This window comes from Actinoplanes sp. NPDC048967, from assembly GCF_040649415.1.
In the GTDB taxonomy this organism is placed as follows: domain Bacteria; phylum Actinomycetota; class Actinomycetes; order Mycobacteriales; family Micromonosporaceae; genus Actinoplanes.
In genome coordinates, this window is sequence record NZ_JBEZFL010000008.1 from 278753 (window position 1) to 294852 (window position 16100).

General features: G+C 73.5%; 13 protein-coding genes. 11 read left to right on the forward strand and 2 right to left on the reverse strand.

Annotated elements, in window-relative coordinates; genetic code table 11:
* Positions 1 to 198: 198 nt before the first annotated feature.
* Both AB0C12_RS32110 and AB0C12_RS32115 read left to right on the forward strand, forming a co-directional pair.
* On the forward strand, positions 199 to 1434 hold the full coding sequence (locus AB0C12_RS32110) for a low temperature requirement protein A (RefSeq protein ID WP_360553608.1): 1236 nt from the start codon (positions 199 to 201) through the stop codon (positions 1432 to 1434).
* A 28-nt stretch (positions 1435 to 1462) separates the two neighbouring features.
* Entirely contained in the window at positions 1463 to 2464 is a 1002-nt protein-coding gene (locus AB0C12_RS32115) for a nitronate monooxygenase (RefSeq protein WP_360553609.1), read from the forward strand.
* Positions 2465 to 2471: 7 nt separating this feature from the next.
* On the opposite strand, the gene AB0C12_RS32120 is transcribed toward AB0C12_RS32115, so the two are convergent.
* A complete protein-coding gene (locus AB0C12_RS32120; RefSeq protein WP_360553610.1) occupies positions 2472 to 3071 on the reverse strand; it encodes a DsbA family protein in 600 nt (199 codons plus the stop codon).
* Positions 3072 to 3171: 100 nt separating this feature from the next.
* Here AB0C12_RS32120 and AB0C12_RS32125 point away from each other — a divergent pair, with 100 nt between their 5' ends.
* The 6 genes from AB0C12_RS32125 (at position 3172) to AB0C12_RS32150 (ending at position 10810) form a co-directional block, all read left to right on the forward strand.
* Positions 3172 to 4593, forward strand: coding sequence for a PLP-dependent aminotransferase family protein (locus AB0C12_RS32125; protein ID WP_360553611.1), 1422 nt, complete (start codon positions 3172 to 3174; stop codon positions 4591 to 4593).
* A 74-nt stretch (positions 4594 to 4667) separates the two neighbouring features.
* The gene (locus AB0C12_RS32130; RefSeq protein WP_360553612.1) at positions 4668 to 5882 is read left to right on the forward strand and encodes an MFS transporter; all 1215 of its coding nucleotides are present in this window, start codon (positions 4668 to 4670) and stop codon (positions 5880 to 5882) included.
* A 39-nt stretch (positions 5883 to 5921) separates the two neighbouring features.
* Positions 5922 to 6509 carry a helix-turn-helix domain-containing protein gene (locus AB0C12_RS32135; RefSeq protein WP_360553613.1) on the forward strand — a complete coding sequence of 196 codons (588 nt, stop codon included), beginning with the start codon at positions 5922 to 5924 and terminating at the stop codon, positions 6507 to 6509.
* Entirely contained in the window at positions 6506 to 7768 is a 1263-nt protein-coding gene (locus AB0C12_RS32140) for an MFS transporter (RefSeq protein ID WP_360553614.1), read from the forward strand. The genes AB0C12_RS32135 and AB0C12_RS32140 overlap by 4 nt, the downstream gene beginning before the upstream one ends.
* Before the next feature lie 36 nt (positions 7769 to 7804).
* On the forward strand, positions 7805 to 8656 hold the full coding sequence (locus AB0C12_RS32145; RefSeq protein WP_360553615.1) for an SDR family NAD(P)-dependent oxidoreductase: 852 nt from the start codon (positions 7805 to 7807) through the stop codon (positions 8654 to 8656).
* Between the two features lie 60 nt (positions 8657 to 8716).
* Positions 8717 to 10810, forward strand: a complete 2094-nt coding sequence (locus AB0C12_RS32150; RefSeq protein WP_360553616.1) for a M14 family zinc carboxypeptidase — start codon at positions 8717 to 8719, stop codon at positions 10808 to 10810.
* Here the strand turns inward: AB0C12_RS32150 and AB0C12_RS32155 are convergent.
* The gene (locus AB0C12_RS32155; RefSeq protein ID WP_360553617.1) at positions 10807 to 12252 is read right to left on the reverse strand and encodes a pyridoxal-dependent decarboxylase; all 1446 of its coding nucleotides are present in this window, start codon (positions 12250 to 12252) and stop codon (positions 10807 to 10809) included. The genes AB0C12_RS32150 and AB0C12_RS32155 overlap by 4 nt on opposite strands.
* 173 nt (positions 12253 to 12425) lie before the next feature.
* On the opposite strand from AB0C12_RS32155, the gene AB0C12_RS32160 reads away from it, so the two are divergent.
* The 3 genes from AB0C12_RS32160 (at position 12426) to AB0C12_RS32170 (ending at position 16069) form a co-directional block, all read left to right on the forward strand.
* The gene (locus AB0C12_RS32160) at positions 12426 to 13904 is read left to right on the forward strand and encodes a GGDEF domain-containing protein (protein WP_360553618.1); all 1479 of its coding nucleotides are present in this window, start codon (positions 12426 to 12428) and stop codon (positions 13902 to 13904) included.
* A 153-nt stretch (positions 13905 to 14057) separates the two neighbouring features.
* Complete coding sequence (locus AB0C12_RS32165; protein WP_360553619.1) at positions 14058 to 14810, forward strand: SDR family oxidoreductase; 753 nt, start codon at positions 14058 to 14060, stop codon at positions 14808 to 14810.
* A 98-nt stretch (positions 14811 to 14908) separates the two neighbouring features.
* On the forward strand, positions 14909 to 16069 hold the full coding sequence (locus AB0C12_RS32170; RefSeq protein ID WP_360553620.1) for an alkaline phosphatase PhoX: 1161 nt from the start codon (positions 14909 to 14911) through the stop codon (positions 16067 to 16069).
* Positions 16070 to 16100: the final 31 nt, after the last annotated feature.

Consider the following 16100-nt stretch of genomic DNA (forward strand, 5'->3'; position numbering starts at 1 on the left):
CCCAGGGCAGCAGACGGCGGGTCCGGGTCCGTTCCGGCTCACTGCCGCCCGTGAGGTCGATGACCATCACCCCAGGCTAGGCCGCCCACCTCAAAGATCCATGTGAGTGGCCTGAGCGTGCCGACCGTGCACATACGGGTATGACCGGACACTGCCGGGGGTAGTGCGAGCGCACGGCGACCCGGCGTTGGAGGCCCAGTGACGAACGCGGAGGACCAGCTCGGCCAGGACGAGCGTGAGCACCTCGACGAGGAGGAGGCCGAGCAGGTCGAACCCGTCCGGCCGCCCGACCTCAACCAGGAGTCGAACCGCTCGGCGACCCGCCTCGAGCTCTTCTTCGACCTGGCCTTCGTGCTGTTCGTCGCCCGCTGCGCCGACGTGCTGGCCAAGGACGAGACCTGGTCCGGCGCCGCCGTGTTCGCGGCGGTGCTCTCGATCGGCTGGTGGGCGTGGGCCAGCGCCACCCTGTACGCCAACCGGTTCGACACCGACGACGCGGTGTTCCGGCTGATCACCCTCACCGCCATGGCCGGCGTGGTGGCGATGGCCGCCGCGGTGGACAAGATCGATGAAGCCACCGGCCGCTGGTTCGTCATCGGCTACGTGATCATCCGGCTGGCGCTGATCGCCGGCTACGTACGGGCCTGGCGGCACGTGCCCAAGGCCCGCTCGACGGCCCGGCTGTACCTGATCGGGCACGGGCTGGGCGCGGCGATCTGGCTCGTCTCGCTGGCTGTGCCGGCCCCGGCGCGGTACGTGCTGTGGGGCGTCGGCGTGCTCGCGGACCTGGTGTGGCCGACCGCCGCGGCCCGGTTGAAGGACGCCGTCCCGCTGCACCTGGAGCACCTGCCGGAACGCTTCGGGCTCTTCGTCATCCTGGTCCTCGGCGAGTCCGTGGCCGCGGTGGTGACCGGCCTGCACGACGGCGAGTGGCAGCCGGCCGTGGTGATCACGGCGGTGGCGGCGTTCGTGGTGGCGGCGACGTTGTGGTGGATCTACTTCGACCTGTCCGGCGGTGCGGCCAAACGACGGCTGGCCGCCGAGGACGACCATGCGACCAAGCACGGCGTGCACGACTTCTACGTGTACGTGCACCTGCCCCTCGCGGTCTCGCTGGCGGCGGTGGCGGTCGGGCTCGAACACGCCGTGCTGCACGGAGCCGACGACCACCTGTCCGCCGGTACGAGATGGGTGCTGGGCATCGCCACCGCCGGCTACCTGCTCAGTGCCGCCGTCATGCAGGGCCAGCTGGGCGAGCGGATCCGGGGGGCGGTGGTGTGGCCCGGTGCCGGCGTACCGCTGGCCCTGCTGATCGCTCTGCTCGACCTCTCCCCCGCCGTCACCGTCGGCCTGTTCGCGCTGCTCACGGTGGCGGGCGTGCTGACCGGATTCCTGCTGCACCGCTCCGGTGAGGTCCGTACCGCCAAGACCTGAGATGAGCGCGGCGTCCTACAGTGGCGGGATGCTGGACGGTTGCGAGCGGTCCGTCGTCGTCGCGCCCATGGCCGGTGGGGTCTCCACGACCGCGCTGGTGCGGGCGGCGGCCGAGGCCGGGACGGCGGGATTCCTGCCCGCCGGTTACCTGACGCCCGAGGTGGTCGAGGCTCAGCTGCGGGAGCTGGACGATGCCGGTCATCCGTACGGGCTCAACATCTTCGTGCCGTCGGGGACCGCTCCCGACGCGGCGGCAGTGGAGGCCTACCGGGCGCGGCTGGCTCCCGAGGCCGAGCGGTACGGCGTCGAGCTGCCCCCGCTGCGTCTGCACGACGACGACCACTTCGCGGCCAAGGTCGAGCTGGCCGTGGCCGCGGCACCGGCGTGGGTGAGCTTCACCTTCGGCATCCCGGACGCGGCCGTGGTCGACGCGCTGCGCCGGGCGGGCTCGGCAGTGCTGATCACCGTGACCGACGCGGACGAGGCGAGAGCTGCCGTGGCCGCGGGCGCCGACATGGTGGTGGCTCAGGGCGGCAGCGCCGGTGGGCACTCCGCGACGACCCGTCCCGCGAGCTACGTCGGGGACCGGGGCACGGTCGAGCTCGTCCGCGAGGTGCGGGCGGCGGTGCCCGTACCCGTGGTGGCAGCCGGCGGGGTCGGCAGCGCGGCCGACGTCGCCGGGTTGGTCGCGGCCGGGGCGACCGCCGTCCAGGTGGGCACGATGTTCCTGCTCGCCGCCGAGGCCGGCACGCGGGAGGCGCATCGGGCGGCGCTGGGCAGCGACGGCGCCTCGACCGTGGTGACCCGGGCCTTCACCGGCCAGCCGGCCCGCGGGCTGCGCAACCGGTTCACGGACACGTACTCCGCGGACGCGCCGATCGGCTACCCGGCGGTGCACCACCTGACCGCGCCCATCCGGGCCGCCGCGGCCCGGGCCGGTGACGCCGGGGCGCTGCACCTGTGGGCCGGGACGGCGTTCGGCCAGGCCCGGCCGGGGACCTGCCGCGAGATCCTCGACCGGTTGGGCTGACCCGGGCTCAGTCGAACGACAGCTCGCCGGTCCGGGTGCGCTTGAGCTCGAAGAAGTCCGGGAAGGAAGCCAGCGCCAGGGCGCCGTCGAAGATCCTGGCCGCCTGCTCGCCGCGCGGGATGCTGGACAGCACCGGGCCGAAGAACGCCACCCCGTCGATGTGCATGGTGGGTGTGCCGACGTCCTCGCCGACCGGGTCCATGCCCTCGTGGTGGCTCTTGCGCAGCGCCTCGTCGTAGTCGGTGCTGGTGGCGGCCGCGGCCAGCGTCGCCGGCAGCCCGGCCTCGGCCAGCGCCTGACCGACCACCGCGTCGAAGTCCTGCCGGCGGTGCTGGTGGATGCGGGTGCCCAGCGCCGTGTAGAGGTCGCCCAGCACCTGCTCGCCGTGCTCCTGGGCGGCGGCGGTCACCACCCGGGCCGGGCCGAGCGACCGGTCGACCAGTTCGCGGTACCACTCCGGGAGCTCGCGGTGCTCGTTGAGCACGTACAGGCTCATCGGCCGGAAACGCAGCTCCAGCTCGCGCAGCCGCTGGACCTCCAGAATCCAGCGGGAGGTGATCCAGGCGAACGGGCAGGCCGCGTCGAAGTAGAAATCCACCCTGGTCACGTCAGCTCCTCTTCTCGTTGGCCGGCCGAGCCTACGACGGTAGAGTGGCACCTCCCAAGGGCCAATTCGGCGCCTTCCGAGCAGACCAATCGCGGGGACGATGAGCTTCCAGGTGCACCTGACCGGTTCCGGGGATCTTGTCGTCCAGGTGTACCGGCAGCTCCGGGAGGCCATCCTGGACGGCCGGCTGCGCCCCGGCGAGCGGCTGCCGCCCACCCGTGAGCTCGCCCGCAGCGCGGCGGTGTCCCGCAACACCGTCTCGACGGCGTACGAGCGGCTGCTGGCGGAGGGTTTCGTCACGGCGCGGGTCGGCTCGGGCACCTTCGTCGACGGCTCTGCCGCCCTGGACCGGCCCGCCGGCGCCGCGCCCGGTGGCAGCCTCCAGCCCCGCGGGATCTGGCCGGAGCTCGCCTCGGCTCCTCCGCAGCGCCCGGAGCCCCGGTACGACCTGCGGGTCGGCACCCCGGACCCGGCGCTGTTCCCGTTGCCGTCGTGGCGTCGCCTGGTCAACCGGGAGCTGCGCACCGGCACCCTGGCCGCGGGCAGCTACGCCGACCCGGCCGGGCATCCCGCGTTGCGCGCCGCGGTGGCCCGCTGGCTCGGCATCTCCCGCTCGGTGCGCACCGGGCCCGGCGACGTGCTGGTCACCGACGGCGCCCAGCAGGCGCTCGACCTCATCGCCCGGGTGCTGGTGGAGCCCGGTGACGTCGTGGCGGTGGAGGAGCCGGGCTATCCGCCCGCCCGCCGGTTGTTCCGGTCCCACGGCGCCACCGTGGTCGGTGTGCCCGTCGACGACGAAGGGCTGGTCGTCGACGCGCTGCCACCGCGGGCGCGGATCGTCTACACGACACCGTCACACCAGTTCCCGCTGGGCGTCCCGATGTCGCACGCCCGGCGCAGAGAGCTGCTGTCATGGGCGGAACGGCACGGCAGCGCCGTCGTCGAGGACGACTACGACAGTGAGTTCCGCTTCGAGAAGAGGCCGCTGGAGCCGTTGCAGAGCCTCGACCGCGGCGGTCACGTCAGCTACGTCGGTTCCTTCTCCAAGACCATGCTGCCGGCGCTGCGGCTGGGCTTCCTGGTCGCGCCGGCCACGCTGCTCCCGGCCCTGCGGCTGGCCCGGCAGGTCGCTGACTGGCACGGCGACATCGGCACCCAGGCGGCCCTGGCGGCCTTCATCGAGGAGGGCCTGTTCGGCCGGCACCTGCGCACGGCCACCAAGGTGTACGGCGCCCGCCGCGCCCTGCTGCTCGCCGCGCTGGACGGCGACCTGGGCCGCCGGCTCGTTCCGGTGCCCTCGGTGGCCGGCCTGCACCTGACCGCCCACCTGCGCCCGGACGCCGGGGTGGACGCCGCCACCGTGGTCGCCCGGGCCGAGCGCGCCGGGGTCGGCGTGCAGAGCCTGGCCGACTTCTGCGCGGCGCCGCCGGAACGCGACGGCCTGGTGATCGGGTACGGCAGCATCCCCACCGACCGCCTCCCCGAGGCACTGCGCCGGCTGGCCCGCTGCTTCACCCCGTGAGCCGGATTGGCCCGAACGGTTCGGCGGTCATTGGCACTTCTGCGGCGTACCGATCAACGCCGAAGGTGGAGACCATGAACGCCGACACCGCCCGGGTCGCCACCACGCTGGCGCGTACCCACCTGGTCAACGCGATCGGGGACGGCGCCTTCTACGTCACGTTCGCGCTGTACTTCACGCACGTGGTCGGGTTGTCCGCGACCCGGTTCGGGCTGGGTGTGTCGCTCGCCTGGGGCGCCGGGTTCCTGGCCAGCATGCCGCTGGGCCATCTGGCCGACCGGATCGGCCCTCGTCGCGCCGCGGTCGCCCTGGCGGCGGGCACCGCGGTGGCGGTGGCGGTGCTGCCGGTGGCGCGTGGCTTCCCGGCCTTCCTGGTGGTCATCTGCGCGTACGGCGTCTGCCAGTCCGGCCTGATCGCCGCCCGCCAGGCGCTGCTGACCCGGCTGGTCGAGCCCGCGGAACGGACCCGGGTCCGGGCCCGGCTGCAGTCGCGGATCAACGGCGGGCTGGCCCTGGGCTCGGTCGTCGGCGCGATCGCTCTCGCCCTGGACACCCGGGCGGCGTACGTGACGGTGCTGGCCCTCGACGCCGTCGCGTTCGGGATCGCCGCGCTGCTGCTGAGCCGGCTGCCGAGCGGCACGGCGCCGACGCCGGTGGCCGGGGGCGAGCGGGCGCTGACGGTCCTGCGGGACCGCCCGTACGCGGTGCTGACCTTGCTCAACGCCGTGATGCTGCTCTACATGCCGCTGCTCAGCCTGGTGATTCCGCTGTGGATCGTGGCGGCCACCGAGGCGCCGACGTGGATGGCGGCGGTCGTGCTGGCGCTCAACACGGTCAGCGTGATGCTCTGGCAGATGCGGGTGGCCCGCCGGGTCACCGATGTGTCGTCGGCAGCGCGCACTGTCCGTACCGCTGGGCTGGTGATGCTCGGCGCCTGTGCTGTCTTCGCGGTCACGGGCAGCACTCCCTCCCCCGGTCTGACCTGCGTGGTGCTCGTGGTGGCCGGACTGCTGCAGGTGCTGGCCGAGATGTTGCAGGCGGCCGGCAGCTGGGAGCTCAGCTTCGGGCTGGCCCCGGCCGGACGCCACGGCCTCTACCAGGGCATGTACAACAGCGGCATCCCGCTGGCCCGGATTCTCGGCCCGGCCGCGCTGACCGGTCTGATCCTGGGGTACGGCGCGACGGGCTGGCTGATCCTGGGCGTCCTGATCGCGGTGGCCGGGCTGGCCACCGTACCGGTGACGCGGTGGGCGGCCCGCCGCCGCCCGGTCGGAATCCTTGCAGAATAATCTCTGCATAGAAGTCTCTGCACGGTCTAGGGTGAGCCCATGACCGATCCTCAGCAGGAGCGCCACGTCACCGATCCCGCCGACCTCAAGGCCGTCGCCCACCCGCTGCGGGTGCGCATGCTCGCGCTGTTGCGCCGGCACGGCCCGGCGACCGCCACCGAGCTGGCTCACCGGCTCGACACCGAGACCGGATCCACCAGCTACCACCTGCGCATCCTGGCCAGGCACGGATTCGTCGCCGAGGCGCCGGCCGAGCCGCGGGAGCGCCGACATCCCCGCGAACGCCGCTGGGCCGCCGTGCACCGCACGACCGGCTGGAGCAACACCCAGCTCGCGGCCACCGACGCCGGGCGGGAAGCGGCCGCGATGATGCGCCGCCGCCAGGTCGAGGTCCTGATCGGCGACGTCGAACGCTTCGAGGCCGAGCAGGACCGGCTCGCCCCGGCGTGGGTCGAGGCCGCGGGCATCGGCGACCTCGTGGTCCGGCTGACCGAGCCGTCCTTGAGCGAGCTGTGGGACCGCTTCTACGCCCACCTCGACGAGCTGCGCGCCCGTGACTCCGACGATCCGGCGGCCGCCGTGGTCTCCGTCGTGGTGGCCGGGTTCCCCCGCGCCGCGGACCGATGACCGCCGTCGCGGCCGCGCGCCGCTACGCGTTGCTGAACGCTCTGCTCTGGCTGCCGGCCGGGCTCTACCTGGTCCCCCTGGTCCTGCTGATGCTCGACCGCGGCCTGACGGTGTCGACGATCGCGGTCGTCGGCGTCGCCTACGGCCTCACCATCGCCGTGCTCGAGCTGCCCACCGGCGGGCTGGCCGACGTGCTCGGACGCCGGCCGGTGCTGATCGCCTCGGCGGTCGCGGGCGCCGCCGGCCTGCTGCTGCTCGGTCTGGCCGACACGGTCGCCCTGTTCCTGGCCTCGGCCGTGCTGCGCGGCGCGGCCCGGGCCCTGTCCACCGGCCCGCTCGAAGCCTGGTACGTCGACACCGTGCACGCCGAGCGGGGACGCGAGACCGACCTGACCGCCGGTCTGGCCCGCGGCGAGGTCGCCGCGTCGCTGGCCCTGGGCGCGGGCACCCTGATCGGCGGGCTGCTGCCGCTGGTCCTGGGCCGGGTCGGTCCGCTGCCGGCCCTGGCCGTGCCGGTACTGATGGCCGCCGGCGTCGAGGTGCTGCGGGCGGTGCTCACCACCAGCCTGCCCGAGCCGCCGCACGCGCGTCCGGCACTCGGTGTCGTGCTGCGGGGCGTGCCGGCCACCGTGGTCACCGGGCTGCGGATGGCCGGCCGCGACCGGGCCCTGACCCGGCTCATGCTGGCCGCGGGCGGGGCGGGCGTGGCGCTGGGCACGATCGAACTGCTCACGCCCGCCTGGCTGGCCGGCCTCTCCACCGGGCCCCGGGCCGCCGCCACGTACGCGGTGGTCGCGGCGGCCGGCTTCGGCGCGGACGCGATCGGCGGCATGCTGGCCGCCGGGGCGGTACGCCGTTTCGCCTCGCACGCCCGGGCGGCGACGGCCGGCTGGACCGTGTCGGCGGTGGCCCTGGCCGGGCTGGCGGGCTGCGCGATGCTGTCCGGGACGGTGGCCCTGGTGCTCGCCGGGATCGCGTACTGCGTGCTCTTCATCGGGCTGGGCGCCGCCTTCCCGGCGCAGGCCCACCTGCTGCACGAGCGGGTCGAGCCGGGCGAACGCGCCACGATGCTGTCGGTGCAGTCGCTGCTCATGCAGGCGGTGGGTGCGGTGGCCATCCCGGTGATCGGCTGGCAGGCCACCCGCCACGGCATCGAGGCCGGCTACACCATCAGCGCGGTGGTCCTGCTCGCCTCGGCCGGGCTGTTCCTGCGGCTGCGCGACGGCAGCCGGCCCGCGGTCCCCGCGCCGGTCGGATAGCCCGTTCTTGTCGTACCCCCGCGGCAGGATCCCGGCATGACTGATGAGCGCATCGCGTTGGTGACCGGGGCCAGCCGCGGGGTCGGCAAGGGCATCGCGCTGGCCCTCGGCGCGGCCGGCCACACCGTGTACGTCACCGGCCGGTCCACCGGCGGCAGCATCACCTATCCGCGCGTCGGGGGCAGCGTCGAGCAGACCGCGCGGGAGGTCACGGCGGCCGGCGGCCGGGGCGTCCCGATGGTGTGCGACCACACCGACGACAGCCGGGTCGCGGACGTGATCGACGCGGTCCGCGACCGCAGCGGCGGCCTCGACCTGCTGGTCAACAACGTCTGGGCCGGCTACCGGCCGTACCACGAGGACAGGCACACCGACATGGAGGGCGTGTTCTGGGAGCAGCCGCTGTCGGTCTGGGACGACATGTTCACCGGCGGCGTCCGCGCCCACTACACCACCACCGTGCTGGCCGTGCCGGTGCTGCGCCCGGGCGCCCTGGTCGTCACGGTGTCGTTCTTCCCCGGCAGCTATCTCAGCGGCGAGGACCAGGTGGCGTACAGCGTGGCCAAGGCCGCGGACGACCGCATGATCGCGGTGATGGCCGAGCAGCTGCGGCCGCGGCAGGTCACCGCTGTGAGCCTCTACCCCGGCCTGGTCCGCACCGAGGGCGTCCTGAGGGCGGCGGAGTTCATGGACCTGTCCAACTCGGAGTCACCGGAGTTCGTGGGGCGCGCGGTGGTGGCCCTGGCGGGCGATCCCGCGGTGGCCCGCCACACCGGACATTGCCTGGTGGCGGCCGAGCTCGCCGAGGAGTACGGCTTCACCGACCTCGACGGGAGCCGCCCGGCCAGCGCCCGCGGCCACTTCCGGGAGCGCGCCGGCGGCAGTTGACACAGGTCGATGGATGGACTGGTCTGGGTGTCATCATCCTTCGATGTCGCAGGAGGCTCGATGTCATCCAGACGCCGCTGGGCGGCCACCGCCGCAACAGCCGTGCTGACCGTCGGACTACTCACCCACCCCGGTGCGAGTGCCGCGGCTCCACCGAGCGCGCCGGCCACCGCGCCGGAGATCGCCCTCGACCCCGGCCAGAGTGCCCTCATCCGTTTCCGGCTGCCCGACGAGGCCGCGTTCCAGCAGCTCGTCGCCTCCGGAGCGGACGTCGCCACCCGGCCGCGCACCACCGACGGGCAGGTCATGGCCGACGTCGTGGTGACGTCCGCCGAGCTGGCCGCGCTCACCCGGCGCGGCGCGGTGGCCGTCCAGGTGATCCAGACCGAGGCCGACGGTGCCCGCCGGCTCGCCGAGGGCCGGCGCTCGGCGCGCCTGGCCGGCGAGGACACCCTGCAGTTCCTGCAGGCGTACTGGTGGACCAGCAACGGGCGGACCTTCCTGCAGACCCAGGTCGCCACCTCCGCCTCCGACGACCCGGACGTCGAGATCACCGTGACCTGGACGACCGCCGACGGCACCACCGGCAGCTACCCGCTCTACCGCTTCGAGGACTCGGGCGAATACCAGTACCACGTGGAGGTCCCGCAGCGGCTGCCCGCGAAGCCGGTCAAGGTCAGCGCCACCTCCAGTCTCGGCGGCCGGTCCCGCGTGGTCACGCCGACAGCCTGGCCGAACGCGACCCCGCCGCCGCTGCCGACGGGCTACCAGAAGGACTTCATCGACGCGTACATGACGCCCATCGACATCAGGGCACGGATCCAGCGGCTGGGCCGGCAGTACGACGACCTGGTCGACGTGGTCGATCTGCCGCGCCGCACCCAGGGATACCGGCGTACGGCGGCGGCGTACCTCGGCGACCCGGCCGCGGCGGCCGTCGTGGTCGAGTCGGTCAAGTTCGGTGACCAGGGGATGAACGGCGTGCAGGTGCGCACGGTGGACCCGGGGCGGGCGAACAGGCCGCTCGGTGCGACGTACCGGGACCGGGTGCTGACCGTGTCGCTGGCGACCGACGCCGGCGGCAAGGTGATCAGCACGACCGACGACGTGGCCGCGTTCATCACCGCGCGCTACCCGCAGCGCTTCACCGCGTTCGTCGAGGAGGGCTCGGCGGGCGTGCCGATGCCGGTCACCGGCCCGGCCCGGCTCGACGACGGCCTGGCCGGCAGCGAGGTGCCGCAGCGGCCGTGGACGGTGCAGGCGCTGCGGATCGGCGCGGTGCGCGACGGCTCCAAGGTCGGCGTGCTGGCCTACTCGCAGGAGCACGCCCGGGAATGGGCGACGCCGCTGGTCACGCTGGAGTTCGCCGAGCGCCTGCTGGCCAACTACGCGACCGACCCGGCGACCCGCGAGCTGCTGAACTCGGTCGAGGTCTTCGTCATCCCGACGGTCAACCCGGACGGCGCGAACTACTCGTTCAACGACTACAACTTCCAGCGCAAGAACCTGGTCAACCACTGCACGGGCGCATCCCGCGACCCCGCCCTGCGCAACTCGTGGGGCGTCGACATCAACCGCAACTACACGGTCGGCTCCTACTTCGACGGTTACGTGGGTGGCAGCCCGAACTGCCTGTCCGGCACGTACGCCGGCACCGGCGAGCTGTCGGAGGCCGAGAGCAACAACGTGATCGCGCTGGCCAAGGCCAACCCGCACATCAAGTACGCCCTGAACGTGCACAGCTACGGCGGCTACTTCATGTGGTCACCGGGGGCGTACAAGGCGGCGGGCCGGGTCACCCTGCCCCGGCCGTCGATCGACGAGGCGAAGTACTTCCAGGACAGCGCCCGCCGCATCGTCGGGGCGATCTCCGCCTCGCGCGGCACGGTGACCTGGCCGGCGTACACGGGCCCGGTCGCCGACGTCCTGTACTCGGCGGCGGGCAACTCGGCCGACCAGCTCTACTACGAACTGGGCATCGCGGCCTGGGACTTCGAGGTCGGCAACGACATCTGGAACGAGGACACCCAGCAGTGGGAGGGCGTGGGCTTCCAGCCCCCGTTCGACGAGGCCCACGCCGAATCCCAGGAGTACGCGGACGGCCTGCTCGAACTGGTCCGCATCGCCCGCGACAGCGCGGCGACCACCCGCTAGGAGGAAGGTGCGTCCGGCCGGGTGCGGGCGGCGAGCTCCCGGACCACGTCGACGAACAGGTCGATGTCGGCCTCGGTCGTGCGCCAGTTGACGATCGCCGGCCGCAGCGCCACCCGGCCGCCGTAGACGGTGGTGCCGCAGAAGACCCGGCCGTCGGCGATCAGGGCTTCGCCGACGGCCCGGTTCCACCGGTCCAGGTCCTGCTCGGCCAGGCCGGGGCGGGCGACCCGGAAGCACACGATGCACAGCGGCACGTCGGCGAGGCGCTCCAGCTCGGGCGCCTCGTCGACCCGCCGGGCCAGGTGCCGGGCCAGGTCGAGGTGGCGCTCCACCATGGCCCGGTGACCCTGCCGCCCGTACGCGGTCAGCGTCGCCCAGATCGGCAGCGACCGGGCCCGCCGCGACGACTCGGGCCCGTACAGGCCGTAGCCGCCACCCGGGTCCTGCGGTCCGGGCAGGTACGCGGCCCCCGGCATCCCGAACGCGGTGCCCAGCCGCTCCGGCTCCCGGATCAGCGCGAACCCGCTCTCGTACGGCACGTTGAGCCACTTGTGCCCGTCGGCGGCGATGGATTGCGCCCGCTCGATCCCCCGCACGAGGTGCTCGCTGCGCGGCGACAGGGCGGCGAACAGCCCGAACGCGCCGTCGACGTGCAGCCAGGCGCCGTACCGTTCGGCCAGGGCGGCCAGCGCGTCGACCGGGTCGAAGTCGCCGGCGTTGACCTCGCCGGCGTTGGCGATGAGCACCGCCGGGGCGCCACCGAGCTCGGCCAGCCGCCGTTCGACGGCGTCGAGGTCGACCCGGCCCACGTCGTCGCGGGCGAAGACCTCGACCGCTTCCCGTCCGTGTCCGAGCATCTGCAGGGCCTTGCGGGCGGAGGCGTGCACGTAGCCCCCGGAGAGCACCGGCATCCGCGGCAGCCCGGACAGTCCGTCGCGGACGGTGTCGGCGCCGTGGCGCTCGCCCCACCACTGGGTGGCGCAGCCGAGGGAGGTGAAGTTGGCGAAGGTCGCGCTGCCGACCAGCGCCCCGCCCCAGCCGGCCGGAAGCCCGAACAACTGCCGCAGCCAGTCGAGGACCACCGTCTCCACCTCGTGCGCGAAGGGCGACGACACCCGGGCGAACGCGTTCTGGTCGAGCAGCCCGGCGGTCCAGTCCGCGGCCAGCGCGGCCGGGGTGCTGCCGCCGGTGACGAAGTGGAAGAACCGGGGCCCGGACGACGCCGTGGCGGTGGCCGTGCCGATCTCGAGGAGCCGCTCGACGGCCGCGGCGGTGCCGTCGCCGGTCTCCGGCAGCGGACCGGCCAGGCCGGCGAGCAGTTTCGCGGCGGCGGGGTCGTGCACCGGCCGTTCGGCCAGGGAGTCGAGGTAGGGCCCGGCGGCCGCGGAGACCTGGGCGAGCGCCGCGGTCGCCGCGTCACGGTCCAGCAGAGGATCAGCCATACCGGCAGCCTCGCGCATCCCGCCGGCCGGCGACAGCAAGCGACGCGAAACCGACCGATCAGACCGAAGATCCCCCCGCGAAGGGTATCGCCGGCGCGCGGGGACATGTTCTGCTCAGATCCGCATGCGTGAGACCGATCAGGGTGGCGACACGTCGAGAGGGGGACCTGCCGATGCGCTGGCCGCGAGCCACAGCACCGGCTTGGCCCGTACACGCCGCGACCGCGGCCGCCGTGGTGGGCGCCGGCGTGGCGTATGCCCTGGCCGGGCCGGACGGGCGCCCGGTGGTCTACACCCTGGTCTCGGTGCTGCCGATCCTCACCCTCCTCGCGGCCCTGGCCAGCGGGCACCTGCCGGACCGCCGGCCCTGGCTGCTCGCGGTCGTCGGCCTGATCCTGCTCTTCGCCGGTCAGCTGCTCTTCCCCGGCTGGGTCAACGAGCCGCACCTGGGCCGGGCGCAGGGCTCGGCGCTCGACCTGACGCAGTCCACCGCCCACATGTTCTTCCTGGTCGGCGTGGCCGCGGCCGTGCGCCGGCGGGCCAGCGCCGATCCGGGCGGCATCATCGACGCCACCCTGTTCGGGCTGTGCGCGGGCGGACCGGTCTGGGAGTGGATCATCCAGCCGCGCCTGCCCGCGGCGGCCCAGCCCTTCGGTGAGGTGCTGCTGCTGGCCGACCTGCTGGTGCTGTGCGGCGTCATCGGCTGCGTGCTGCGGATCGGCATGATGGCCCGGCCCGGCCGCGGCACCCTGGGCTATCTGCTGGTCACCGGGCTTCTGACACTGGCCGCCACGGCCACGGGCACGCTGACCACCGGCTCGGGCACCGTCTGGAGCACCGGGGTGATGATGGCGGCGTACCTGACGCTCGCGGCGGCGCCGCTGCATCCGGACGCGCCGGCGATCACCCTGCCGCTGAGCGCCGGGCCGGGCGCCGGGAACCAGCGCCTCGGCTGGCTCGCCGCCGCGCTGAGTGCCAATCCGCTGATCGCGGCGGTGCAGGTGCTGCGCGGCACCGAGTCGGCCAGCCTGCTGCTGCCGGTCGGGACGCTGCTGGTCGTCCCGCTGGTGCTGCTGCGCATCCGGCACCTGTCCGGCCAGCGCGACCACGCCGAGCAGACCCTGGCCTACCACGCGACCCACGACGAGCTGACCGGGCTGTGCAACCGCCGGCACATCGCGGCCGAGATCGACCGGGCCCTCGCCGAGGTCGACCGGGGCACCCTCGATGAGGTCGCGATCCTGCTCTGCGACCTCGACGGCTTCAAACCCGTCAACGACCGGTACGGGCACCCGGCGGGCGACGCCGTGCTGAAGGCAGTGGCCACCCGGCTGACCGCCGCCGTCCGCCGGGAGGACCTGGTCGGGCGCCTCGGTGGCGACGAGTTCCTCATCCTCTGCCGGGGCGCGCTCGGTTCCGGGACGGCCGAGCTCACCGCCCGCATCATCGAGGCCGTCCGGGCGCCGTTCCCGCTGCCGGCCGGCGTGGTGTCGGTGGGCGTGACCATCGGCCTGGCACAGGCCCGGCCGGGCCTGGCGGTGGACCGCGACCTGCTGATCGGCCTGGCCGACGCGGACATGTACGCCGGCAAGGCCGCGCGCCGCCGCGACGCCCGGCCGCACCGCGACGACGCGACGCCGGCCAGACACTAGTGTCGTGAGTCGTTGACGCGGGTCCAGTGCCGCATTGATCCAGCGCCGCGAATATCGCGCGAGATCACCTGCGGTAGCAGTGCGCGCGCCCCGGCCGCCGGCGGAGATCCGGCAGGCTGGAGACTGGACCCAGGGCGAGGAAAGGTCGGGCGCGTGGGCGTGCGGAAGAACATCCTGATCACCGGGGCGAGTGCCGGGCTGGGCGAGCAGATGGCCCGCGATTTCGCCGCGCGCGGCCGCGATCTCGCGCTCTGCGCGCGCCGGCTGGACCGGCTCGAGGCCCTGCGGGACGAGCTGCTGGCCGCCCATCCGGGCATCACCGTCACGGTACGGCAGCTCGACGTCACCGAGCACGCCCAGGTCTTCAAGGTCTTCGACGCCGTCCGGGCCGAGTTCGGGACGCTGGACCGGGTGATCGTCAACGCCGGTGGCGGCAAGGGCCGGTCGATCGGCACCGGTGGCTTCGACACCAACCTGCACAGCGCCCAGACCAACTTCGTCGCCGCGCTCGCGCAGTGCGAAGCCGCCACGCAGATCTTCCGCGACCAGGGCCACGGCCACCTCGTGGTGATCTCCTCGATGAGCGCGATGCGTGGCCTGCCCCGCGGGATGACCACCTACGCCGCCACCAAGGCCGGGGTCGCCGCGCTCGCCGAGGGCATCCGTGCCGACCTGCTGGGCACCGCGGTCAAGGTCACCACGGTCTTTCCCGGCTACATCGTCTCGGAGGCCAACCCGGCGGCGAAGCCCAAGCCGATGATGGTCTCCACCGAGCGGGGCGTGCGGGCCATGGTGCGGGCCATCGAACGCGAGCGCCCGCAGGCCAAGGTGCCGGCCTGGCCGTGGGTGCCGGTCGGCTTCGTGATGCGCCACGCGCCGCTGCGAGCGGTCGCCCGGTTCAGCTGAGCCAAGTCGCGGTCCAGAATCCACCCCGGGTTCACGCGCCGCATCGTGACCGGCAACGCACCGCCCGCAGGCTCCAGGAACCCCATCGAGGAGGTTCCATGGATCGGCGAACGATGCTGCGAGCGACAGCGGTGAGCGCGGGAGCGATGGCGCTGCCCTTCACCGCGTGGTCCGCGGCGTACGGCGCACCGGCACAGAACGCCACCGGGCCCTACGGCCCGCTGCAGAGCGCCGACGCCCGGGGCATCCAGCTGCCGGCCGGGTTCACCAGTACGGTCGTGGCCCGGTCCCGGCAGGTCGTCAACGGCACGTCCTACGTCTGGCACGACGCCCCCGACGGCGGCGCGGTCATCCCCAACGGCACCGGCTGGGTCTACGTCTCCAACTCCGAGGTCAGCTCCGCCTCCGGCGGCGGCGCCTCGCGGATCCTGTTCAACTCCGCCGGGGCGATCGTCGGCGCGTCACGGATCCTGTCCGGCACCAACCAGAACTGTGCGGGCGGCAAGACGCCGTGGCACACCTGGCTGTCCTGTGAGGAGGTCAGCCTGGGCCGGGTCTTCGAAACGTACCCCCTGGGCGGCGCGGCCGTCTTCCGCCCGGCCATGGGACGGTTCAAGCACGAGGCCGCGGCGGCCGATCCGGTACGGCGGGTCGTCTACCTCACCGAGGACGAGACCGACGGCAGGTTCTACCGCTTCGTCCCCGCGACCTGGGGTGACCTGTCCACCGGCACGCTGCAGGTGTTCCGGGCCGGCACCGCCACCGCCGGCACCTTCACCTGGGCCACCGTGCCCGACCCGGACGGCTCCCCCACCGCCACCCGCTACCAGGTGTCCGGGGCCAAGTCCTTCAACGGCGGCGAGGGCTGCCACTACGCCGACGACACCGTCTGGTTCACGACCAAGGGCGACAACCGGGTCTGGCAGGTCGACCTGGCGGCCGGCACCTACGAGCTCGCGTACGACGACAACCTGGTCGGCCCGGGCACCGCACCGCTGTCCGGGGTGGACAACATCACCGGCACCACCGCCGGTGACCTGTACGTCGCCGAGGACGGCGGCAGCATGGACATCTGCCTGATCACGCCGGACGACAAGGTCTCGCCGTTCCTGCGGGTCACCGGCCAGAGCGGCTCCGAGATCACCGGGCCGGCCTTCACCCCGGCCGACGACCGGCTGTACTTCTCCTCGCAGCGCGGCACCAGCGGATCGTCCTCGGGTGGCATCACCTACTGCGTCACCGGGCCCTTCCGCCGCTGACGCCGGTGTCATCACGTCCGGGCGCGCTTAC